The 23,391-nt window shown below is 44.1% G+C and carries 19 protein-coding genes and 1 tRNA gene; 9 read left to right on the top strand and 11 right to left on the bottom strand.

What is annotated here, in order from left to right; all coding sequences use genetic code 11:
* Positions 1-39 precede the first annotated feature (39 nt).
* The 5 genes from M0C34_RS10975 to pabB form a co-directional block, all read right to left on the bottom strand.
* The gene (locus M0C34_RS10975) at positions 40-1,275 is read right to left on the bottom strand and encodes a catalase (protein ID WP_248711726.1); all 1,236 of its coding nucleotides are present in this window, start codon (positions 1,273-1,275) and stop codon (positions 40-42) included.
* Position 1,276: 1 nt separating this feature from the next.
* The gene (locus tag M0C34_RS10970; RefSeq protein WP_248711725.1) at positions 1,277-3,388 is read right to left on the bottom strand and encodes a di-heme-cytochrome C peroxidase; all 2,112 of its coding nucleotides are present in this window, start codon (positions 3,386-3,388) and stop codon (positions 1,277-1,279) included.
* Positions 3,389-3,541: 153 nt separating this feature from the next.
* Positions 3,542-4,900, bottom strand: a complete 1,359-nt coding sequence (locus tag M0C34_RS10965) for an L-serine ammonia-lyase (protein ID WP_248711724.1) — start codon at positions 4,898-4,900, stop codon at positions 3,542-3,544.
* 70 nt (positions 4,901-4,970) lie between these two features.
* Positions 4,971-5,540, bottom strand: coding sequence for a CoA pyrophosphatase (locus M0C34_RS10960; RefSeq protein ID WP_248711723.1), 570 nt, complete (start codon positions 5,538-5,540; stop codon positions 4,971-4,973).
* A 33-nt stretch (positions 5,541-5,573) separates the two neighbouring features.
* Complete coding sequence (gene pabB, locus M0C34_RS10955; protein ID WP_248711722.1) at positions 5,574-6,917, bottom strand: aminodeoxychorismate synthase component I; 1,344 nt, start codon at positions 6,915-6,917, stop codon at positions 5,574-5,576.
* A gap of 238 nt (positions 6,918-7,155) precedes the next feature.
* Here pabB and M0C34_RS10950 point away from each other — a divergent pair, with 238 nt between their 5' ends.
* Positions 7,156-8,679: a fumarate hydratase gene (locus tag M0C34_RS10950; RefSeq protein WP_248711721.1), complete on the top strand. Its 1,524-nt coding sequence runs from the start codon at positions 7,156-7,158 to the stop codon at positions 8,677-8,679.
* Positions 8,680-8,709: 30 nt separating this feature from the next.
* Here the strand turns inward: M0C34_RS10950 and M0C34_RS10945 are convergent, their stop codons facing one another.
* From M0C34_RS10945 to M0C34_RS10930, 4 genes are all read right to left on the bottom strand, one after another.
* Positions 8,710-9,165, bottom strand: a complete 456-nt coding sequence (locus tag M0C34_RS10945) for a DoxX family protein (protein WP_248711720.1) — start codon at positions 9,163-9,165, stop codon at positions 8,710-8,712.
* The gene (locus M0C34_RS10940) at positions 9,149-9,928 is read right to left on the bottom strand and encodes an HvfC/BufC N-terminal domain-containing protein (protein ID WP_248711719.1); all 780 of its coding nucleotides are present in this window, start codon (positions 9,926-9,928) and stop codon (positions 9,149-9,151) included. The genes M0C34_RS10945 and M0C34_RS10940 overlap by 17 nt, the downstream gene beginning before the upstream one ends.
* Positions 9,921-10,763: an MNIO family bufferin maturase gene (gene bufB, locus M0C34_RS10935; protein WP_248711718.1), complete on the bottom strand. Its 843-nt coding sequence runs from the start codon at positions 10,761-10,763 to the stop codon at positions 9,921-9,923. The genes M0C34_RS10940 and bufB overlap by 8 nt, the downstream gene beginning before the upstream one ends.
* A gap of 70 nt (positions 10,764-10,833) precedes the next feature.
* Positions 10,834-11,088, bottom strand: a complete 255-nt coding sequence (locus tag M0C34_RS10930) for a BufA1 family periplasmic bufferin-type metallophore (protein WP_248711717.1) — start codon at positions 11,086-11,088, stop codon at positions 10,834-10,836.
* 731 nt (positions 11,089-11,819) lie between these two features.
* Between M0C34_RS10930 and M0C34_RS10925 the strand changes: the two genes are divergently transcribed.
* The 3 genes from M0C34_RS10925 to M0C34_RS10915 all read left to right on the top strand — a co-directional run bounded on the left by M0C34_RS10925 (position 11,820) and on the right by M0C34_RS10915 (position 15,674).
* Entirely contained in the window at positions 11,820-12,428 is a 609-nt protein-coding gene (locus tag M0C34_RS10925; RefSeq protein ID WP_248711716.1) for a hypothetical protein, read from the top strand.
* A 245-nt stretch (positions 12,429-12,673) separates the two neighbouring features.
* Entirely contained in the window at positions 12,674-13,300 is a 627-nt protein-coding gene (gene psrA / locus M0C34_RS10920; protein ID WP_248711715.1) for a TetR family transcriptional repressor PsrA, read from the top strand.
* A 49-nt stretch (positions 13,301-13,349) separates the two neighbouring features.
* The gene (locus M0C34_RS10915; protein ID WP_248711714.1) at positions 13,350-15,674 is read left to right on the top strand and encodes an acyl-CoA dehydrogenase; all 2,325 of its coding nucleotides are present in this window, start codon (positions 13,350-13,352) and stop codon (positions 15,672-15,674) included.
* A 366-nt stretch (positions 15,675-16,040) separates the two neighbouring features.
* Here M0C34_RS10915 and M0C34_RS10910 read toward each other — a convergent pair whose 3' ends face one another.
* Entirely contained in the window at positions 16,041-16,889 is an 849-nt protein-coding gene (locus M0C34_RS10910; RefSeq protein ID WP_248711713.1) for a MurR/RpiR family transcriptional regulator, read from the bottom strand.
* A gap of 327 nt (positions 16,890-17,216) precedes the next feature.
* Between M0C34_RS10910 and M0C34_RS10905 the strand changes: the two genes are divergently transcribed.
* The gene (locus M0C34_RS10905; protein ID WP_248711712.1) at positions 17,217-18,182 is read left to right on the top strand and encodes a glucokinase; all 966 of its coding nucleotides are present in this window, start codon (positions 17,217-17,219) and stop codon (positions 18,180-18,182) included.
* Between the two features lie 181 nt (positions 18,183-18,363).
* Positions 18,364-18,451: transfer RNA gene (locus tag M0C34_RS10900), tRNA-Ser, on the top strand.
* Between the two features lie 118 nt (positions 18,452-18,569).
* Here M0C34_RS10900 and M0C34_RS10895 read toward each other — a convergent pair.
* Positions 18,570-20,024, bottom strand: coding sequence for a M20 family peptidase (locus tag M0C34_RS10895; protein ID WP_248711711.1), 1,455 nt, complete (start codon positions 20,022-20,024; stop codon positions 18,570-18,572).
* A gap of 557 nt (positions 20,025-20,581) precedes the next feature.
* Between M0C34_RS10895 and M0C34_RS10890 the strand changes: the two genes are divergently transcribed.
* The 3 genes from M0C34_RS10890 (at position 20,582) to M0C34_RS10880 (ending at position 23,345) form a co-directional block, all read left to right on the top strand.
* Entirely contained in the window at positions 20,582-21,016 is a 435-nt protein-coding gene (locus tag M0C34_RS10890; protein ID WP_248711710.1) for a DUF4174 domain-containing protein, read from the top strand.
* A 211-nt stretch (positions 21,017-21,227) separates the two neighbouring features.
* Entirely contained in the window at positions 21,228-21,821 is a 594-nt protein-coding gene (locus M0C34_RS10885) for an SCO family protein (RefSeq protein WP_248711709.1), read from the top strand.
* An 18-nt stretch (positions 21,822-21,839) separates the two neighbouring features.
* Positions 21,840-23,345, top strand: coding sequence for a methyl-accepting chemotaxis protein (locus tag M0C34_RS10880; protein ID WP_248711708.1), 1,506 nt, complete (start codon positions 21,840-21,842; stop codon positions 23,343-23,345).
* Positions 23,346-23,391: the final 46 nt, after the last annotated feature.

Genomic DNA, 23,391 nt, shown 5'->3' with positions numbered 1-23,391 from the left:
AACAGCCACGCTTAGCCTGGCTGTTGTTTAATTAGGGACTTAGTTGCAGTCGCTATCAAGCGGTTCTCCCGACAAAGACTTTGCATAACTATCAAAACAGCGCGGTAATGGCCAAGTAGGTTTTGTCACGATTAGGTCCTGCTGAGGATCACAAGGCTCTCCAGTTTCGCTCAAGCACCATGAACTAGGTTCTGGTGTGGCTGCTTTATTTTGCTTATGACGATATTGCGATACCGCTTGATACACCACGCGCCTTGCTTTGTTCAAACTACTTAGTGGCTCCCAACCTTCTACTGCGCGCCACGGATTCATCGATAAGTTCTCACAGAACTGCTGCTGTTGTTCACTGTACAGGTGCTGTGGGGGGATGTTTATGGTGGCAACGCTAATAAACGGAGACGCTTTTTCCGACCAAATCGCCGTGGCATCATCAACCGGCATGTAGTGCCCCGGGATCTTTTCCTGCAGCATGAATTCAAAACAGGCGCCGCCTGAAGCTAGCTGGTTATTAAGTTGTTGGCTTAAGTAATCAGGGTTTGTTTTGTCTACCTTGCTTGAGAAGCTCATACCTGCACAGGGTTTGGTAGAAAACTTTACGGTGTTATTCCCCAACTGGTAAGGAAGCATGGAATAGTATTGGGCGTCTAACGGTGTATCGATCACCGATGATACGGTTTGAATCGCACGATAAAACTGTTTCGGATGCAAACGTGGTGGGAAAAAGCTGATAAACCATTTAGTCCGTTCAAACTTGGCCAGATACAGCATGTCATCAGCGTAATCAAAGATGTTTCGATTAAAAAACGCGGGGGTATTTGTCATGATGAAATCTTGATTGTGGCTTTCACCTAACTCTGGCGCAATTGCCTTGCCTGGCACATTCATCACTTTAACGGCCATCCCGCGGGCATCGCCCTTACTGTCGGCCTGCACTAACATATCGCCGTTAGAAAAGCGGATCCAAGCGGGGAACTGCTGATTACTATTAGCAAAAATGCCAGCTTTAAATCGCTGTGGAATATCGGGGTTAATTGAGAAGGTTGCTCGCGCGCAGCCGGTTGCCTTCGCGTGCGCATCGCGCCGATAGGGTAACCCATTGTATTGCTCAGCCCGTTTTGATATCTCTCTGGCAGAGTTTATCGCCGACATAATGGCTTCTTGTTCAGGCTTAGTTATGCCCATCTCTTTATATAAGTCGCTGGCCGAAACACTGCTTGTTGCAAGGGTGAATAAACAAGCGGCGATCGTAGCTGTAGCAAAATGTTTGTCATTCATCTTAATGTACCTTTACCGGGTTGTTTTTTGCGGCGTTAAAGCTATCAATACAGGCTTGTTGCTCTGAGCCAATAGACGGTGCTTGTGTGTATTTAGACCAATCTAATGGGTCACCACCGAGCCGCTGTGTAAAGTCTGGATTCCCCATTACTTTTAGGTATTCCAAAATGGCGGCACGTTCTTCAACGGTGAGTAAGCGGCCAATCCGTCCTGCCATGTCTACATCGGTAAACAAGTGGCCGCGATTGCTGTTGCCCTTAATACGGGTGTCGTGTTTAAAACTGCCGGGGCGTTGCTCGGTAACAAAACCTAAACGCTGTGGGTTGTATTCGCGATTACCAATATAAAACTGGGTAGGGCGCTCACGTAGCGGTGATAACAAGTCGTATAAGGTAGGCACTGAACCATTATGTAAAAACGGTGGAGTAGCCCACACGCCATGTAAAGGCCGAGGTTTATATGCGCGCATATTAGCGATACGGAACGGAACATTTAAGCCGTCGTAATCTGCAACCATGTCTTTGGTAATGCCGTTGTCTTGGTAAAGTTTGGGCACCAAGCGGTTAAGTAAAATTTGTAGGCCGTCACCAGCGTTTACTGGGTCTGAACCCGGTATGATTTTACTGCCGTCGTAACGATGGTCCATGTAGTTATCAGCGGCGGTAGAGTCGGTACCAATTACCTCGGTTTTAACCCAAGGCATTGCCCATATCACTTCTCGCCAATCTTTGCGGATCGGGCGTTGGCCAATAAAGCTGATATCACCGTCCATATCCCATTGCCAGTTGACGTCAATTTGTTTATTGGGATTATCGCCGGGCTTATCGGCTACGGTCCAATCGTAGGGCTGCACCTGGTGTGGACCGTGGCAAAACTCACACTGGTCAAGGAACAAGTTTTTACCTTGGCTGGCAAGTGGAAGATTAATCTCTCCCAAAATTGCTTCTGGCCAGCGTGGCGGCTCTAGTGAACGTAAGGTGCCCTCTATGCAATGCATACCGGCTAAGTCGATAACTGATTCACCAAATTCTTCGGTTTTGAGTAGTTCACCTTGCTCGTTAACAAGTTTGATTGGTGCTAACACACCGAGGCTTTCGCCTACATTGCGTGCCATTGCTTGGTTAGTAAAACCGGTATATTGCACCCAATCAAATCGCCAAATGTCCCACAGAAAGGGATAGCTCACCGGGGCATCGGCAACCCGGTAGTTTGCTGGTTCGTCTAGGTCAAAACCAAAAACGACGTTAGCAATTCGACCTACCGCGTCGGTGCGGCCACGACCTTCTTCGGTAGGGTAGTATTTTGATGAACCTGCGCCAGTGGCAAATTGTTTTATTTTCCCTAGAAAGGCCCAAATGTCTTTACGTAACTGTTTGCGTAATTCCGTATCTTGTCCAACTACGCGGTCAGCAAAACGATGCCATTTTGACGGGTTAATATAAGTGGCTAACACTGATGCGCCAAGGGTGGTGATAAACTCGCCACGTTTTGCATTAGAGATGCTTTGTACAGCTTGTCCGCCGTCAATACGTAAGGCCTTACCTTGATAATGTAACTCACCGGTATGACACATTGCACAAGTCAGATCCAAGCGTTCGGTACCTGATTTAGGATCAATATGACGCGCTAAACCTACCGGCAAATTGCCTGGATTAAGGATGGTAGCCTGTTGGCCGGGGGATACGATAAAGCCCCAACCACGCATATTGTCTGGGCTGGTTAACAAGTCTTTAGATAAAGGCAGTTCTAAATTTACGAACCAATCGTATTCTAGGCCTAGAAGCTCGGTGCCTTGTGGGGTGTAGTAATAACGCTCTCGTTGCTCGTCGGTCCATCCCTGATTGAGGTAATGAACCTGATTTACGGTTTCGATGGTGAGATTAGGTTTAAGAAAGGCTTTTAAGCCAAAGTAAGCGGCTAAGAGTATGCCGATACTGAGAAACGAATAACGCAGCCAGCGCGGCCCTAAGGCTAGCCAAACTTGCCAAACGGCTTTAAGCAAGCCCCCTATCCAACGCACTAATAGCATGCTGGCTTTAACAATAAGTTTGAAAGGGTAAAGTACTATTTTTAAGATGAGCAAAAGTAGCCCAGCGATGAGGCGTTTCAGCATAGTTTCAAATCCATTTGTAAGAATGCAAGCGGCCTGCTGTATAGCAGGCCGAGTTGTTAGCTAAATGTTATAGATATTTTGTGGGGAATGCACTTTTTAACACTAAAACAATGAGATAAGTCTAATAACTAGAAATTTACACGGTTCTATTTATTAACATTCGATGATGTTAACGGCTAAGCCGCCGCGGGCAGTTTCTTTATATTTGCTTTTCATATCGCAGCCGGTTTCCCACATAGTTTTTATTGCTTTATCTAATGAAACCTTATGTTCTCCAGTACCGCGTAAGGCTAACCTTGCTGCGTTTATCGCTTTTAGTGCCCCCATTGCATTACGCTCGATACAGGGCACTTGCACCAAGCCACCAATTGGGTCGCAAGTAAGACCAAGGTTGTGCTCAATACCAATTTCAGCAGCATTTTCTATCTGTTCAGGGTTACCACCAAACATAGCAACTAAACCAGCTGCAGCCATAGAGCACGCGACGCCCACCTCGCCTTGACAACCCACCTCGGCACCAGAGATTGAGGCATTGGTTTTATATAGTGAGCCAATTGCGGTGGCCGTTAAGAAAAATTGATTAAGAGAGTCTTGATCAAGCTCTTGTACAAAATGGTGGTAGTAATGTAATACCGCGGGAATAATACCGGCCGCGCCATTAGTTGGCGCGGTCACGACGCGCCCTCCACCGGCATTTTCTTCACTAACAGCTAATGCATAGAGGTTTACCCAGTCCATAACATTTAGTGGATCTGAACTAAGATTACGTTGTGATGACAACTGCCTTTTAAGGCTAGGCGCCCGCCGCGCGAGTTTTAGGCCGCCAGGTAAAATACCTTCTTCGCTGATCCCCCTCGTAACGCAGGCTTGCATGGTTGCCCAGATTTGTTGGGTATATTGGCTAATGGTGCGGGTAGAGCAATGTACTTGTTCGTTACAAGACACCACTGCCGCAATACTTTTACCACTTTCTTTACAGCGCTGTAACAACGACTCGGCGCTATCAAAGGGGTAGGGGTAATGGGTAGTTTGGCTGGCCGTTTCTTCGCCTTCTTCTACAATGTATCCTCCGCCGATAGAATAATAAGTGGTTGATACGGTTTTACCATTGTCTAAATAAGCATGAAAGCTTAGCGCGTTACTGTGCGCTGGTAGATGTTTACGGCGATGAAAGATGATCGAGCCCTTGTTGGCAAAATTAACGGTATTCTTGCCAAGTAGCATTAATTCTTCAGATTGTTCAACCTGCAATAACTGCTGGTCAATCCTATCTACGTCAACAGATTCTGGAGACTCTCCTAATAAACCTAATATCACGGCTTTCCCTGTACCATGGCCTTTACCGGTTGCGCCTAAGGAGCCGAACAGTTCTACTTTTAAGTAATCTACTCGTGATATTTGGTTCTGCCGAGCTAAGCTTTGGGCAAACAATTTAGCCGCCTTCATCGGGCCTACGGTATGCGAGCTAGAGGGACCAATCCCTATAGAAAAAAGGTCGAATAAACTTACCATTGTTGTTCCTATCACTTTGGATGGAGTAATGTGACTCAGTATTTAATTCTGAGATTATAAGTATATCTAGTTATCTGCAACAGTGTGAGGCGAGATCTCGCAATATTTTAGCGGTAGCCCCCCAAATTACATGTTTATCGACTTCAATGAAGTAAACTTTTTCAAGCTGACCTTTACGGTGAAATTGATAGCGATGGTAGTTGTTTAAGTTTAAAAAAGGCGCCAAAGGTAACACCATAACTTGCGCCACTTCGTCGCTATTGATGTCAAACAATAAGGTTTCTGTCGTCGTCGCCACAAAAGGACGTACCGAGAAATTGCTTACTGTAGTTTGTTTTGGAAGTTGCCCATGAATGGTAAAGGTTTCCGGGCTAATACCAATTTCTTCGTGGGTTTCTCGTAAGGCTGTATAGGCGAGGCTAATATCATCAGGATCTCGCTTACCGCCAGGAAGGCTAATTTGTGAAGGATGGTGGCGCAGTTTCGCACTACGCTGAGTCAGTACAATGCGCTCAGGTTGTCCCTGTTTGATGATAATGGGCAATAATACTGCTGCAGCTTGTTTAGCGCTGCGCTGGGTATCTGGCTGGCCGTGTTGAAGCAAAAAGCGTTGTAAGTAATGTTGCGTAGTGTGGCTCATTGTCTATCAAATTCTCCGCAGTACTCGGGCTGGTTACTCCAAAATAGGCAAAATACGGCTTAGCTTATCGAATATTTCTTGGTACTCAGCCTCTACGTGTGAATCAACGACCACGCCGCCGCCAGCCCAACAGTATATTTGTTGGTTTTCGCAAACTAAGGTGCGAATGGTGATATTGGTGTCCATGTCACCGTTCGCAGAAATATAACCAATAGCTCCACAATAGGCGTTACGCCGATTGGCTTCAAGTTCTTCGATGATTTGCATCGCCCTTATTTTGGGGGCGCCTGTAATAGAACCGCCCGGGAAACAGGCCGCTAACAATTGCTCTGCGCAATAGCGATCGGCTAATTCAGCACGAATGGTACTCACCAAGTGGTGAACCGCTGGGAACGACTCCACCGCAAACAGTTTGGGTACCAGCACACTACCGGGTTTGGCTACTCGACCAATGTCATTACGCAATAAATCTACAATCATGAGGTTTTCAGCTTGGTCTTTCTCTGCTTGTTGTAGCTCAATAGCGAGTTGTTGGTCTTTAACTGGCTCATCACTTCTTGGTCGCGTGCCCTTAATCGGCTTGGTTTCAATTTCGCCTTGTTTAAGGCTAATGAATCGTTCAGGCGAGACACTAAGCACACAGCTGTTCGGCAATCGAATAAAAGCTGAAAACGGCGCCTGGTTAGCGGCAATCAGCTGCTGATAAGCAGCCACTTCATTACCCTGATAGCTGGCGCTAAAACGCTGGGTTAAGTTAATTTGGTAACAATCTCCGCTAAGCAGGTACTGCTGTACTTGCTCAAATTTGTCTTGGTAGTCGGCTTTGCTTAAATTGCTTTGCCATTGACTGGTTAAGTTAAAGGTTTGCGGCTTCAGCTCGGTATGTTTAATTTGCTGCTTGAGCAACCATTGCTCTCTTTGCGCTAAACGGTTTTCTCCTACGCACTGATCGCCGAGATCATGCCACTGAATCAGTGTTGACGTTTGTTGTTTGTGGTCAAAAATTAGCGCCCAGTCGTAGAAACCCACCGCCATATCGGGGGTGGTTAAATCTTGCGGTAAGCGTTCAGGAAGTAATTCTAAGCTTCTACCAAGATCGTAACCCCACAGGCCCAATGCGCCGCCAGCGAAAGGAAAAACTGACTGATCATTTTCTGAGTTGGGGAATAGCTGCTTACGTAACGATTCAAGCAACTCAAACGGTGCTTGCTGGCTTTGATAGTGCTGTTCACCCAAGGAAACTTGAGCCAAGTCTTTAGTATAGGAAACAGTCGCAATAGGGTCGGCGACCAAAATATCGTAATGACTGTTTTCATGGGAATCAGACGCTGATTGCAAAAAACAGCACCATTCAGTTTGAGCCAATTGTTCAAACATGATTTTTGCTTGGGTAGAAAAAGTTTTACTAACAATCATAAGGGCAGTATCGAGAGACTATTCACTAAAGGTTGATGTAGATAAATTGTAAAAACTTAGGTAAAGGTTATAGCGGGCTAACTGGCGCAAGGGTATCATAGCCGGTGAAGGATAACGACAATAACCCTAACAGCCTGAAAAGCAGCTTACTAAAAAGCTGTTGATATAAAAGGCAATCATAAGGAAACGTGGAGACTTTATGACCATCATCCGTAAGCAAGACTTCATTGACAGTGTCGCAGAATCACTGCAATTCATTTCTTACTACCATCCTATCGATTTTGTGCAAGCTATGGCGCAAGCCTATGAGAAAGAACAAAGCATCGCAGCTAAAGATGCTATCGCACAGATTTTGATTAACTCGCGCATGTGTGCCCAAGGGCTGCGCCCAATTTGTCAAGATACCGGTATTATTACTGCCTTTGTTAAAGTAGGCATGCAGGTACAATGGGATTCAGACTTAACCGTACAAGAAATGGTGGATGAAGGTGTTCGTCGCGCGTATACCAATGCCGATAACCCACTGCGAGCGTCAATTGTTGCCGACCCCAATGGTGCGAGAACCAACACTAAAGATAATACGCCTGCAGTGGTGCATATCGACTTAGTTGCCGGTGATAAAGTTGAGATCATGGTCGCGGCTAAAGGCGGCGGCAGTGAAAATAAATCAAAAATGGTGATGCTTAATCCGTCAGACTCTGTGGCCGAATGGGTGCTTAAAACCCTGCCTACCATGGGTGCGGGTTGGTGTCCGCCGGGTATGGTGGGGATTGGCATTGGTGGCACCGCCGAAAAAGCTGCAGTAATGGCTAAAGAATCACTGATGGATCCGGTAGATATTCAAGATTTAATGGCAAAAGGTGCAGAAAACGCCGACGAAGCACTCCGTTTAGAGTTAATGGAAGGCATTAACAAACTTGGTATTGGCGCTCAGGGTCTGGGGGGATTAACCACCGTGCTCGACGTTAAAGTTAAATCCTGCCCCACTCATGCGGCGTCTAAGCCGGTTGTTATGATCCCTAATTGTGCGGCCACACGTCATGCACATTTTCACTTAGATGGTAGCGGCCCAGCCGTACTTACTCCTCCAAAACTCGAAGATTGGCCTGAAATCACTTGGGATGTGGGCGACAACGTACGCCGTGTTGATGTAAACACCATCACCAAAGAAGAAATAGCCAGCTGGAAAATGGGCGAAACGGTGTTGCTCAACGGTAAAATATTAACCGGTCGAGACGCGGCGCATAAGCGTATTAAAGAATACTTAGAGCAAGGCAAACCTTTTCCCAACGGCGTTGATTTTAATGGTCGCTTTATTTACTACGTAGGACCGGTTGATGCAGTTCGCGACGAAGCAGTAGGCCCAGCCGGCCCAACAACGTCGACCCGCATGGACAAATTTACTGACATGATGCTTGAAGAAACAGGCCTACTAGGCATGATTGGTAAAGCAGAACGTGGTCAAGCGACGGTCGATTCAATTGCTAAGCACCAGTCGGTTTACCTGATGGCGGTAGGTGGTGCCGCTTATTTAGTGTCTAAAGCGATTAAGAAAGCCAAAGTCGTGGCTTTTGAAGATTTAGGCATGGAAGCAATCTACGAGTTTGAAGTAGAAGATATGCCGGTCACCGTAGCGGTAGATAGTGATGGTAACTCAGCTCACCAACAGGGGCCTGCAATTTGGAAGGCTAACATTGAAGTGCAAGATGCAAAACTTAGTTAAGCCTTACACCTAACACTCTATTAAAGCGGCTTAGGCCGCTTTTTTTTGTTCCATTTTGTTGCTTAGTATGCGATCTAGCGCTAGCGGGCCTGCCCCCCAAATAAGGTTGATTAAGATCATTAAACCCCAAAGTTGGTGGTCGTAGAAACCGCCAGGCCAAAGTACCGGGTAAGAGACCACCGCAATAATATTGAAGAAAAACAACTTAAAAGCAAAAATACGGGTGAATAAGCCCAGCACCAAAAATATGGGTAAGATTAATTCAGCGGCAGTGCCTAAATAAGCGGCCAACTCCCATGGCAAAATAGGTACTTGGTACTCTTCCTCAAATAAATATAGGGTAGAGTCCCAGCTGGTGGCTTTTAAATAACCAGAGCGGAAAAACACTACCGCGACCCAAATACGGGTGAAAGTGAGTAATAGCGGGATAAGCACAGCTTGCATTACCGCAACGGCTCTTAGGTATAAATTATAAAGTGGCATCATTAGGCTCTCCTATCATTGATGCAAAACTAAAGTGGGATATTCGTCGTTGTTGAATGGCGTCGGCTAATAGCGGTTCTAGTTCGGCTAAACACTGCTGTGGTAATTGCTCTAGTGGTAATTGCTGTTGGCAATGCAATAGAAACTGGCAACACAGTGGCGATATCTGCTCTATTCGTACTTCAAAGTTTGCTTGTTTACTTAGAATTAGTTGATCGGGTTGTTCAAGGTCTATCGGTTTGACCTGATCTTGCTGAACCATCTGATAAATCGGAAATATCGGGTATTCGCTGGTCACTAAAGATTGATGCGAAGCCAGATGAAGTACCACCTTACCCAATTGTTCCACGGCAATAGTTTGTAACTGCTCTACGCCAAAATATTGATCGCTAAGTGCTAAACCCGCCGTTTGCTCAATCTGCCAGTCTAATAGGGCAATATCCGATAAATAGGGCAGTTGTGCTAAAGCATCTTGCTGTTGTAAAAAAAGGTTAAAGCCGTGGCCAAATAGGTTTAAATCGCCTTGATCATGACCGTGCTCTAAAATGAAAGATTTGGCGCAAAAATTAAAGTACTCTTCGCCTACCAACTGTTGAACTGTAGGGTAAGTAGCCGCCAACGCTTCACGTAAACTCAGTACATAATTATTTTGATAAATTTGTATCGATTGGTCAGGGCTTAGAGCAGAACTCGCCAATCTTTGGTTCAGTGCTGTGTTGCTGCGCTTGAGAGATTCGGCAAAATCGCTTTGTAATTGTTTAAGCACTGCGCACCTCTGCTGATTCAGTCGTAATAGCCTTGGCAAGGTTCACCTCATTGATTAACACCTCTAAGGCGGGAAAGTCGCTGTCCCATTCAATCAGTGTGGGAATGCTATTACTGAAACGTGACTCAAAATGGCGATACAGTTGCCATACCTGCGGATGAACTTTTTGGTTATGGCTGTCGATAAGAACGGTTTTATTATCAAGCTGCTTTTCGGTATAACCGGCAAGGTGTATTTCTTTTACAGCGTCGACATTTAGCTGTTCAAAGTATTGATGATTATCCCAGCCTAAATTGTGGCCGCTAACATAAACATTGTTGATGTCGAGCAATAAACCGCACCCTGTAGCCGCGACTAACTGGTTAAGAAATTCAGGTTCATGGATGTGACTTTCGTGATAGGACAAATAGGCAGACGGATTCTCAATCAGTAATTGTCGACCTAGATAATCTTGTGCTTGATTTACATGTTCAATAAATAGTTGGAGGCATTCGTCGGTATAAGGAAGCGGCAATAAATCATTATAAAAACGGCCGTTCACACTGCTCCAGCTTAAATGTTCTGACACTATAAATGGATTAATGTCGTCTATAAGGGCTTTAAGTTTAGCCAAGTGCGTGTGGCTTAATGCATCGGTAGAGCCTAAAGACAAACCCACACCATGCACGCTGATAGGGCTATGTTCAGCTATTTGCTTGAGCAGGTGATAATCGTAAGAGTGGGGATTGAAATAATTCTCGGCGTGGATCTCCAGCCAATCGATATCTAAATTTTTGGTCAACAGTTGTTCTGCATAGGCTGACCGTAGGCCCAAGCCGTAGGATTTATTTATCATAAGTATTATCGTTTTACGGGGAGGAGGGGGAGGCAGTCGAACCAGGGTTAACTGGTTCGACACGGTCAAATTAGCTAGACTCTTTGCTACCGCCAGCTAGTTTGTCACATAAGCCTTTAGGTAAAACAACAAAGGCATCAGTTTGGTTGTCGGTTTTAGCTGTACCAGCGCAAGAGCTAGTTTTGGTCGCACAATCATTTTTTCCGGCTTTACTCACGCCGTAACATTTCTCTTTGCCTGCTGCAACAGCGGGAGTAGCTGTTAGCGTACCTAAAGCGATTAAACCTGTAACAGCAGTAGCGATAGCAATATTTGAACGTTTCATAAGATTTCCTTTATCTATTATTGTTGCGTTTGGTTACAACTTGTTTACTTAGTTGTAGCTAAAGAAACCGTATATCTATACAAAAAATTTCAAATAAAGTGAAAAAAATGCAAAAAACGATGAAAGGTTTTATAAAAATTTGACCGCGTACATCATGAAATAACCAGTATTCACAAGGCATGAGTCCTTAAATTTACTGGCTCAAATTATACGAATATAAAATTGGAATGGGTAAGCTGCACCAAAGGTGAATGCTAATTTCTGGAGTATCTAGGCCCTTATACTCTCCACGAATTTCAAGATAAGGGTCAACACCAGAGAGTGCTTTTGACTTCTTCATCAGCAGCAAAGGCACAAGAAATAACAACCGCAGGCGCACCTTAACGTAATAACGATTTTTTCATAAAAGTCTCATTTAAGTGAAACGGTTCAATTCTCATCGACACTTTAACTTTGATGAAACGCAGTTTAAGTGATTGGCCTTGTTGCTATATGTAACAGCCTATCGTTAATTAGCTAACCAAGTCGCTCTAAATATGGCTTGCCTTAATGTTGTCACCATCTTCGTTGTTTGGGAGAATTAACCATTCGCGTTATTTTTCATAAGGAGTTTCCAAAGGCGTGAAACAAAATGAAATTTATACTGTCTAGACTTCGAGTGTTACACTAGTTTTATCTTTTTGACTTTAATTAGTTAATTATTTCAATACATTAATTTGAAGGCGGGATTCATGAAAAAAGCTGTTTGCTTAGGTATGGGTGTGTTAATGCTAAGTGCGTGTGTTCCTGTACCTCAACAAAGTGAGGCTGAGCGTAGTGCCCAAAAGCATCGAGACACCGTTATAGTGAGCGCCGAACCCGGTTTCTCTTTAACTAAAGCCCAAACAGTATGTAGCCATCCACTGTTACAGGATGCTCTACGCAGCCCACAGCGCTCTGACGTGCAAGCTTATGACGTGATTCATCAGGCGCTCAATGAAAAATTTACCAGCTTGGGACTGACGTATTTAGAAACCGCTGATGAGCGGTGTGATTATTGGATGGCTTTCGCTTTACCCACCAGTCAAAAACTCAGTGACGAGCAATTAATGAGTTTATTCGGGGTATCTCCGGGCTTAGCTGACGACGGAGATGAAGACTTTCAACGAGCCACCTTAATGATGAGCTTATATACCGCGCAGACCAACTACAAAATGTGGCAAGTGAGCTTACAGGCATTTGCCAAAGTTGAAACAGATGATGCTGGACGCCGTAATATTGCACTACAACCTGAAGGTGTAGAGTATGCGATGCAACGAATTTTTAGCTACCTAGACGTTAAAGATCAACCGGCGGGGTAAAACAGGCAAAAAAAAGCCCAACTACAGGGGTGTTGGGCATAAAATTTAAGTATTTAATTGCAGTGGCATAGATTAAGACCTGCCGTATTTAAAAAAGTTTCATCATTGTTCAATTTCTTTTCAAAAAAAAACCAGTGAAGTTCTCGTTTTTGGTTTTCCCGCTAAATATCCATGGCTAATTGATTGACATCTTCATGTCTTAAACGTAGATTTTAAACAGGTGTTTAATTTTTTAAGGTGTCACAGTGAGACAAGGAACTAAAAGTAAGATCCTCGATGCAGCGGAACGTTTGTTTGCTGAACGAGGGTTTGCAGATACCTCGTTGAGGTTAATTACCTCTCATGCAGAGGTGAATCTTGCTTCCGTAAATTATCATTTCGGTTCGAAAAAAGAGCTGATTCAAGCGGTTTTAATGCGCTATCTTGAGCAGTTTATGCCGTTGGTAGACAAAGCGATGCTTGATCACATCAATGGTGAGGCCGCACCGAGCTTAGACCAAGTATTCTCTTCTTTCATTGATCCTCTTCTAGAAATGAATCACGTAAAGAAACATGGCACCGCAATGTTCTTACTGTTATTGGGAAGAGGGTACACAGACAGCCAAGGTCACTTAAGAAAATTTATTACTCACCACTTCGGTGAGGTATTGAGCCGTTTCCAAGATGCGGTGAGGCTGGCATACCCAGAGTTATCTGATAGTGACATTTTCTGGCGTTTGCACTTCACCTTAGGCACCGTTGTATTCACCATGGCGTCAAGTACCGCGCTAAAAGAAATTGCTAGTGCTGACTTCAACGAAGAACTAAATACCGAAGGTTTGATCCGTAAAGTTATCCCCTATTTGGCAGCCGGTGTCGGCGCGCCAACTTAACTATAAATTAAAATAATAAATATAAAGTACGTGAAATAAGGAAGAAACCATGACTATTGTATTAATGCTAGTGACCGCTTTGGTGGTGCTAATGTGTATACCCGATACGCGTAAAAAGCTGGTCACTCGACCTGCTTTTAAAATGTTCAAAAAAATCTTGCCGCCGTTGTCTCAAACAGAGAAAGAAGCGATGGAAGCGGGGTCGGTATGGTGGGACGGCGAGCTATTTGCTGGCAAACCAGATTGGAACAAACTGCATAGCTACCCCAAAGCGACCTTAAGCGAAGATGAACAAGCCTTCATGGATGTTCAGGTTGCGACCTTATTGGACATGCTAGATGATTTTGACATTGTACAAAATCAGCGTGATTTGCCTAAACATGTTTGGGATTACTTAAAAGCAGAAGGTTTTTTTGCACTGATTATCCCTAAAAGCTATGGGGGCCGCGAGTTTTCGGCGATTGCTAACTCAACCATCGTAAGTACCATTGCTACTCGCAGTTTGTCTGCGGCGGTAACGGTAATGGTTCCTAACTCTTTAGGCCCTGGTGAGTTGTTGCTTCATTATGGTACCCAAGAGCAAAAAGATCATTGGCTGCCGGGTTTAGCCGACGGTACGCATGTGCCTTGTTTTGCACTCACCGGTCCTGAAGCGGGTTCAGATGCGGGGGCCATCCCTGATAAAGGCATTATCTGCAAAGGCGACTTTAATGGTGAAGAGGTGCTTGGTATTCGTTTAAACTGGAACAAGCGTTATATAACTTTAGCACCAGTAGCCACGGTATTAGGGCTAGCATTTAAGCTGTATGATCCAGAGCATCTAATCGGTGAACAAGAAGAGTTAGGCATCACTTGCGCGTTAATTCCTACCGACCATCCCGGAGTGCGCACTGGCGACCGCCATTTCCCACTCGGTTTGGCCTTTATGAATGGCCCTACTTTTGGTGAAGATGTATTTATTCCCTTAGATTGGATCATTGGTGGTGTTGACTACGCGGGTAAAGGATGGCGCATGTTGGTGGAGTGCTTGTCTGCTGGCCGCGGTATTTCATTGCCGGCACTGGGCACTGCAGTGGGCCACATGAGCTCGCGCACCACTAGTGCTTACGCCTACGTGCGCAAACAATTTGGTTTATCAATTGGTCGTTTTGAAGGGGTAGAGGAAGCGCTGGCTCGGATTGGCGGCATGACCTATCAACTAGAGGCGGCGCGCCGACTAACTGCAGGTGCGCTTGATTTAGACCAAAGCCCCGCGATTGTTACTGCTATTGCCAAGTACCATATGACCGAAATGGCCCGTACAGTGTTAGACGACGCTATGGATATTCATTCTGGGCGCGCTATTCAACTGGGTGCAATGAATTACCTTGGCCATGCTTACAACGGTATTCCGGTGGCTATTACCGTAGAAGGCGCCAATATCTTAACCCGTAACCTAATGATCTTTGGTCAAGGTGCGACCCGTTGTCACCCTTACGTGTTAAAAGAGTTACAAGCTGCAGCAAATCCTGATGAAGAAGCAGGTTTGGCTGAATTTGATAACTTACTCCTGAAACACATCGCCTTTGGTGCGGGTAACTTTGTAGGCAGTTTATTCCAAGGTTTAACCGGCGCGGCATTTAACTCAAGCCCTGTATCGGGTGACACAGCCGTTTACTACCGACAGTTAACGCGAATGAGCCGCGGCTTAGCCTTATGTGCTGATATGTCAATGTTGATACTAGGTGGCGATCTTAAACGTAAAGAGCGGATCTCTGCCCGTTTAGGTGACGTACTTAGCCACTTGTACTTAGCGTCAGCTACCTTGAAGCACTATGAAGATCAAGGTCGCCCAGCTGAAGATTTACCTTTTGTGAAGTGGGCTATTGAGCGTAACCTGCATGAGATAGGCATAGCCTTTGAAGGTTTCTTCCAAAACTTCTCAAATCGGGTGCTTGCTCGCGTGTTAAAAACCGTGGTATTCCCTTATGGTAATCGCTTTAAATTAGCAGACGACCAAGTGGGTCATCAAATTTGTGAAACCATGATGACACCAGGCTCAGCGCGTGAGCGTTTAAGCAAGCTATGTGTTACCACGGGTAGCGAAGGCGATGCTGTAGCGATCATTGAGCAGGCATTTTTAGCGATGTACCAAGTGCGTCCACTAGAGCGTAAGATTGCCAAAGCCCAAAAAGCGGGGCAACTACCGCGCAAAGTGGCCTTATCTGAGATCGTTGAATCTGCCTTAGCTCAAGACATCTTAAGCCAAGATGAAGCAAGCGAGTTACTAGCTGCAGATAAGCTACGTTACGAGGCTATTCAAGTGGATCACTTTGAACCGGGTGTATTAGAAGGCAAAAATGCGCCGATTGACTCAGAGGCAAACGTTGCTTAAGCGCTGCGTTAATTAACTCACTATAAGGGATGCTAAGCATCCCTTTTTATTGCCTGTAGAATATTGACCTAGCGTTTTAAGCCCACGGACACAAGCCACTATAGGGTGGTTTCATGGCACTAGCTAGTCACTAAGTGGATGCTAATAGCAACACTCTCAGCCCGTTCATATCTATGCGAATCTTAGATGTTTAAGGGAAGGGTATAATAGCTGGCGGCTTAAAATTGATACTGAAGTGTGCAGCGTAAACGCAGAGCGCTATGTGCAGCATTCCCTTTCAGGCTTGTATTATAGATAGTGTGTAAGTCATAAAAAAGCCAGCAACGTGGCTGGCTTTAAAATAAGCGTTACATGGTTTACAAAAGCTTAGAGTAACTTATCGGTTCGAGAGTCTTTTAAGCTTTGTTTAACCTTGCGCAGGTTTTCTCTAAATTTCTCGCCGCGGCGCAGGGTAAAGCCAGTTGCTAATACATCAATTAGTGCCATTTGGGCAATCCGTGATGCCATTGGCATATATACGTCAGTATCTTCGGGCACGTCCATCGACAGCACTAAATTACACTCTTTGGCTAAGGGCGAGTCTTTGCTGGTGATACCAATAACAGTAGAATCGTTTTGCTGAGCTAATACCGCAATGTCGATCATCGCTTTGGTGCGACCGGTATGAGAAATCAAAATAATCACATCTTCTTCGGTGGCAACAATACAGCTCATACGCATCATAACGACATCGTCAAAGTAACTGACCGGTACATTGAAGCGGAAAAATTTGTTTAAGGCGTCTTGCGCTACAGAAGCCGAAGCCCCCAAACCAAAGAATGAAATTTTCTTTGCTTGAGTGAGCAAATCTACAGCGCGGTTAACCGCATTTGGGTCTAAACTATTTTTCGCAGCTTCTAAACTGGCCATTGACGATTCAAAAATTTTAGAGGTATAGGCTTCTGGGCCGTCCTCTTCATCAACGTGACGGTTTACGTAAGGTGTGCCGTTAGCCAAGCTTTGCGCTAAATGCAGTTTAAAGTCTGGAAAACCTTTGGTGTCTAAGCGTCTACAAAAACGGTTTACTGTAGGTTCGCTTACGTCTGCCAATTTGGCCAATGCAGCAATACTAGAATGAATCGCCGTTTGAGGGGAGGCGATAATCACTTCAGCAACCTTTCTTTCTGACTTGCTGAAATTTTCTAAGTTTTTGGTTATTTTCTCAAGCGTATTCATAATATCCGTTATTTTAGAGCATTTGTTATATTGATGTTGTCAAATGTAATATATTTTCAACAGAAATTAATGTCATACAATTACATAGACTCAAGGCTAAAACAAGCTGAATTGTGACCAAGCATAGAACAGTAAAGGATTTTTTAGTTTGAGCCAGATCTAAAATATTTGAAAATGATTATGAGAGAGGTAATTTACTAACGAAATTCTAGAACAAAAGCGGTAAAATTTGACTACTTAGATATACTAGAGCCATCTTAATAACAGTTTGTTAGGATGGGTAATGATTTTTTTCTTTTTTTTGAACTTGGTATTAAGGAATACAAAATGGCCGGTTTTGGTTTAATCGCTGATGTAGGTGGTACAAATATTCGTTTGGCGTTAGTAGAGTTAAAGACTGGTGAAATAGGCCGATTACACAAATACTTGTGTGCTGACTACCCAAGTATCGCAGACGTTATTGCTCTTTACTTGAAAGAGCAGCAAGAAACGGTTACCCAAGCTTGTATAGCGATTGCCTGCCCAACCGATAAAGATTGGATAGCAATGACCAACCATAGCTGGGCTTTTTCGAAGCAAGCCGTGCAAGAGCAACTTGGCTTTGACAACCTGTATGTGATTAACGATTACACTGGTATTGCTATGTCTATCCCAACCCTTACAGACGAGCAAAAGATTCAAATTGGTGGCGAAGAGGCAAAAAGCGGCGCACCTATTGCGGTATACGGCCCTGGTACTGGCTTAGGGGTAGCGCACTTAATTCATCACGATAGTGAATACGTTTGTATTCCTGGAGAAGGTGGGCATGTAGAGTTTGCCGCAAATGATGAAAAAGAAGCTCACGTATTAAGCTTTTTACAAAAACGGTATGGCCATGTTTCGGCAGAACGTTTGTTATCTGGCCCTGGCTTGGTAAACATTTACCAAGGCTTAATGGATTTTCACGGTAAAGTGGGCGAAGACTATCAGCCTTCCGATGTTACGTCTCGCGGCGTAGACGGCAGCTGCCCTGTGTGTGTAGAAGCTATGGAAGTATTCTGTAGAGCGCTGGGGTCGTTTGGCGGTAATCTAGCGCTAAATATGTCTACCTTTGGTGGGGTTTACATCGCCGGTGGCATTATTACGCGTTTCATGGAGTTCTTTAATAACAGTGAATTTCGTGCTCGCTTTGAAGCAAAAGGCCGTTTTGTTGATTTTGTTGCTAAGGTGCCAGTATTCATTATTACTGAAGAGCAACCAGGCCTACAAGGCGCTGCCGCTTACCTACGCCAGAGCAACGGTTACCGTATCTAAGACAAGGATATGTTTTAGTTAACCAACAAAAAAGAAGCTGCGGCTTCTTTTTTGTTTTGCACTTCATTAATTTGATTAAGAACTCGGCAACCGCATGGTTTTAAGTAAAAAATGGTTGACCCAAACCAAGCCAATCCGTAATCTAGCGCCTCATTATTGCTATGCGCAGTAATTCTAAAAAGGTGACGTGTCCGAGTGGCTGAAGGAGCACGCCTGGAAAGTGTGTAAAGGGCAACCTTTCGAGAGTTCGAATCTCTCCGTCACCGCCATCTTCAAGAAAAAAGACGTCTCAGGACGTCTTTTTTTGTTTGCAGGCAAGAGCTAGACACACAGTTGTGAGAAAAGGCTCATTCGAGCCCTTTGTTTAGTTTTAATGGTTGTTGGCCATTACATATCTTGCATGTTATCAAGTAAGTTGCGGAAGAACCGAATTGAATTGGCGTATTCTTTAATTAGAACTCTTTCATTAATTCCATGCCAGCGAGCGGCATCGGCGGCTGATTCAACACGCACAGCGGTAAAACGATAAACATTTTTCACCATGTCTGTGGCGGCAAACCATTTAGCGTCAGCACCACCGATCACCAAGTAAGGTACTACTGCAAGATCATCTTGGTCATTCCAAGTTTGATGGATGGTTTTTTCAATTAATTTGTATTCTGCGCCTGTTCCCGCTACTGGAGAGGGATTAATCGATGCTGAATTATCGGTAATGGTGACGCGTTCATCATTGATTACATTGGTAACGTATTCAGTAACCGATTCTATGCTGTCGCCTTGAAGAATACGAAAGTTCACTAAGGCACTGGCACTGGGTGCCATTACGTTTTCTTTTACACCACCGTTTATGACGGTGACGGCAGTTGTGGTATGAATCATTGCCCTAGTAATAGGATTAGAATATAGATAGTTTAATAATGACTTGTCATCTTTTATTTGCTCACGCTGCTGTTCTGTCATGTGAGGCGCCATCGCTTTGAATTGCTCACGCACCGAGTCTGTTAAAGAAACCGGAAACGGATTAGATTCCAGCTTTGTAATTGCGTTGGCTAATATACCGATATTTGATTCTTCTGGAGGCATTGCTGAGTGACCACCAGGGCCTTCAACTTTAAGCTCTAACGTTAAGTAACCTTTTTCAGCTATACCAAGTAGAGCCGCAGGTTTATCAAATCCAGGGAAAATGCCGGCGGTTACAGGTAAGCCCTCATCAACTACCAGTGCAATATTACTTACCCCACGTTCTTGGAGAACTTCTACAATGTGTTTGGTTCCTTCTGGGCCGCCTACTTCTTCATCTTGGCCAAAAGATAAATAGATGGTGCGTTCAGGTTGAAAACCAGCGGCAAGTTGTATTTCAATCGCTTCCATAATCGCGTGGATCATGATTTTGTCGTCTAAAGAGCCGCGACCCCATATATATTTATCATCGATATGCCCCGAGTATGCATCATACGCCCAATCTTTTTCAGTGCCTGGTACGACCGGTACCACATCTTGATGTCCCATTAATACGATGGGCGCTAGATCTTTATTGCTGCCTTCCCAGGTGTAAAGCAAGCTATATTTTCGCTCTTTACCTAATACTTCTTTGGTAAGGTTTTTATGCAGTAGGGGGTAGGTCTTTTCTAAATAAGCGTGATAGCCGTCAAACGCGTCAGTATCAAAATCAGAGCGGTCTTGGTTAGATATAGTTGGAAACTGAATGCCCGCTGACAATCTTTTTGCAGCTTCAATCGCAACAATACTGTTGTCTGTTTCTAGCGCCATGATCGATGGCGCCAACATAGAGGTACTAAGCAAAGCGATTTTACACAAACTAGATATTTTTTTTGGAAGCATAATTTATTCCTATCTCTGATTGGCAGCAAGCCCATTTCTTTAAACTGAAGCTCGCTAAAAAGGTGATGCCGTTTAATAGGGTCTAGAATAGAGTTTGTTTTAGATTCTATATAATACCTTTTGAAGGGCCAAATCCATCAAAGTGCCTATGGCCTTTGCCTTATAGATGGTCGAGCATGAGATAGACATTGTGAGCCTCGTGAGATTAGCTATGACTGGGTCAATGCGAGAAAAAATGAAGTGCTTACTTGTCTATATTCGTCATTAATATTGCACCTTAGCGAGTTAACATGTGTTGCTATAGTTGCAACAGGCATTAGTGGAATCTAGTCATGTTAATCAATTTTTGAGTAAGGCTTTTATTAAATGGCTTGGCCTGTGTAAGGCCACGCCTTAGCCAATACTGCCGGCGAAAAAACTCGCTAGCATCAAACTAAGGTCAGTAGCCATGTATTTGTTCAGTATTTACGATACTAAGAGGCCAAGTACAGGCACAGGCATTGATCTAACCCTATACTTATAACGTTTACATTTACTAAAGAGTAAAGGGGACGAAAATGAGATTATTAGTGATGATTTTGTTGTCTATCTTGCCAATGTGGCTACATGCGTTTCCTACTAGTGGTGAATATCGCAGTCATCGGAGTATCTTGTTTTTTGCCCCGCAAGTTGATCAACATGTTGAGCAGTTTATGGCGGATGAGTTACGCCATCGTTGCCAAATTGACGAACGTGAAGTCGTTATTTTGGTTGTGGCCGGTGAGCAGTCAATTAACCCATCGCGCGCATTAAGCCGTCAAGGGATCAGATACCTTCGTGAAAAATATCAAATAGAAGATAGGCGGCACGTTGCAGTTTTAGTGGGCAAAGACGGTTACGAGAAGCATCGCTGGGGAGCCTTCACCAATTGGCAGGAAGTCTTTACTATCATAGACAACATGCCGATGCGCCAACAGGAAATAGCTCACGCTAGTAGCGCTTGTTTTACCTAGCGTCAAATGACTGTAGTTGCGTTTGCTGAAATGACATCTCTTTTTTTTAATTCAGTTTATCAAGTTAACAATTACTTGCTAGTCTTTAACTACACATTGGTAATGTGCTGATAAGTTTTAATCATCGACCTAACTGTTAATCGGTTTGGATGCTTGTGATTTCATAAAAATTGATAATCTTTCCCGCTAATTATGGATGAATTAGTCATTTATGGTGTTTGATAAAAAAACAATTACCGCTTCGTGCTTAATATTATTGGCTATCGTGCTAATACCTCTGTTGCTAGTTATATCACAAATATTTAATGGCGGTTATGGGCTTAAAACATCTCATCAAATGGTTGATTTTAAGTGGCAAGATGTCTCCGGCGATTGGCAGCAATTTAGCCAATGGGTGCAGGGGCCAAGCTATGTATTCCTTGGCTTCTTAGGCTGTTCAGAAGTCTGCTCGATGCGAATCGGACAAATGGGCCAGTTGAACAGTTGGCTGGATTCTTTGCCTGCATCTCAAGGACAAAAGGTAAACTTCTTGTTTATCACTATCGATCCTGACAACGATACTCCAAGTATTAGAGCTCAGCTTATTGATTCTCGTTCTGACCGTTTTTTTAGTGCCACTCTCCCGCCAAGCGAATTAACTAAACTACAATATAGTTTACGAGAAAAGCTAAACGCTGATGAGGCTACGCTAAATCATGTTGGTAATTTATATTTATTTTCGTCGAATGCTACTTTGCAGCGTATTTACACGCAATGGCAGCTGTCGGTCGAAAGTATGCAAGCCGATTTACAGCCCCTATTATAATAAAAAGAGAATTAATCTATGAGTAGCGATAACGTTAATACTGAACAAACTTTGCGTAACGATGTTTATGTTTTGCGATTACTGTTAATTCAGCCGCCAATATTATTCATTAGTGGCTTATTAGGCTCGCAACTTACCTTCTTTGCCATTATTAGCGCTATTGCTATTTTGCTCATTACTTTGGCAGCCTATCAATTGCTTAAAGGTACCCACCTTTTTGGTATTGTGGCGGCAGTATTGATGATGACTACGTCAGCTGCATTGATTCAAACCCAAATGGGAATGATTGAAATGCATTTTCATATTTTTGCGTCGATGGCCGTGTTTCTCATTTATCAACGGTGGCAGCCCTTGCTTGCAGCCCTATTAACGGTTGCCGTACACCACCTTTTGTTTACTTATATTCAGTTGCAACAGGGCAGCATGTTTGGCCAACAAATAATGATTTTTGCGGGTGAATGTAATTGGAATATCACTTTTATTCATGCAGTATTTGCCGCAGTAGAAACGGCCATATTGATGCTGCTTGCGTCTTTTATGCGTCGTGAATCATCGGCTAATCAGCGTATTGCCATAGCCATTAAAACTATCTCAGAGAACAAAGACCTCACTATTCGTTTGAATTCTGAAAGCAGTTCCGCTGAGCTGGCGTTTAACTCGATGTTAGATCAATTATCGCAGCTATTTACCGATTATAGAGATATAGCAAAACAAATGAGTACCACGACAGACGAGCTTAAGCACACCAGTGATTTAACTCAGCAAGAGGTAAACATTTACGAACAGCAAGCCAATACTATTTCACATACCGCTCAAGATGTTATTCAGCGAATTAATGAAGTAGCAGATAATAGTCACATGTCAGCCACCCAGGCTAAAGAAGCGGCGACCTCTAGTATAAGTGATAGGCAAAGCGCCTTAAACGTAATGAAAGATATGGGCTTACTGGAAGCGAACACTACAGAAGTGAGGGGCTCTCTAACCGATTTAACTTCCGAGGTGAGCGCCATTACTAACCTGTTGGAAGGCATTCGTAGTATCTCTGAGCAAACCAATTTATTAGCGCTAAACGCTGCCATTGAAGCCGCTAGAGCGGGGGAGTCGGGTAGAGGGTTTGCGGTAGTAGCCGATGAAGTAAGGTCATTGGCGCAACGCACCAGTCAATCTACCGATGAGATATCTACCGTACTCAATCGGCTCAATGTAAGTATGCTTAAAACGGTCGAATCTATGGACCTTGGGCAAAAACGTACCGAAGACAATGTAAAACACACTAACAATATAGCTGAAGGTTTGGGGCTACGTTCAGAGCAAATAGGTCAAGTAGCACAGCTAAGTGAACAGGTGGCAGACGAAACCAAGTCACAATCTGCCATTTTGACCAATGTGGGTAATGATATATTAGAGAATACCGATTCCATTCAAAAGTTAGCTTTACAAGTTCAGGAATTAGCGAGCGCCGCAGAGAATATTCAGCTTATTGCCAAAGCTTACCAAACTAAGGCGGCCACTTATAAAGTCTAGTAGCATTGCTCGCTGCAAGCTTGCAAGTGTAAACCCCAAGTAGATA

The sequence above is a fragment of the Agarivorans sp. TSD2052 genome (assembly GCF_023238625.1).
GTDB lineage: Bacteria > Pseudomonadota > Gammaproteobacteria > Enterobacterales > Celerinatantimonadaceae > Agarivorans.
This window is presented reverse-complemented; position numbering and strand designations above follow the sequence as displayed.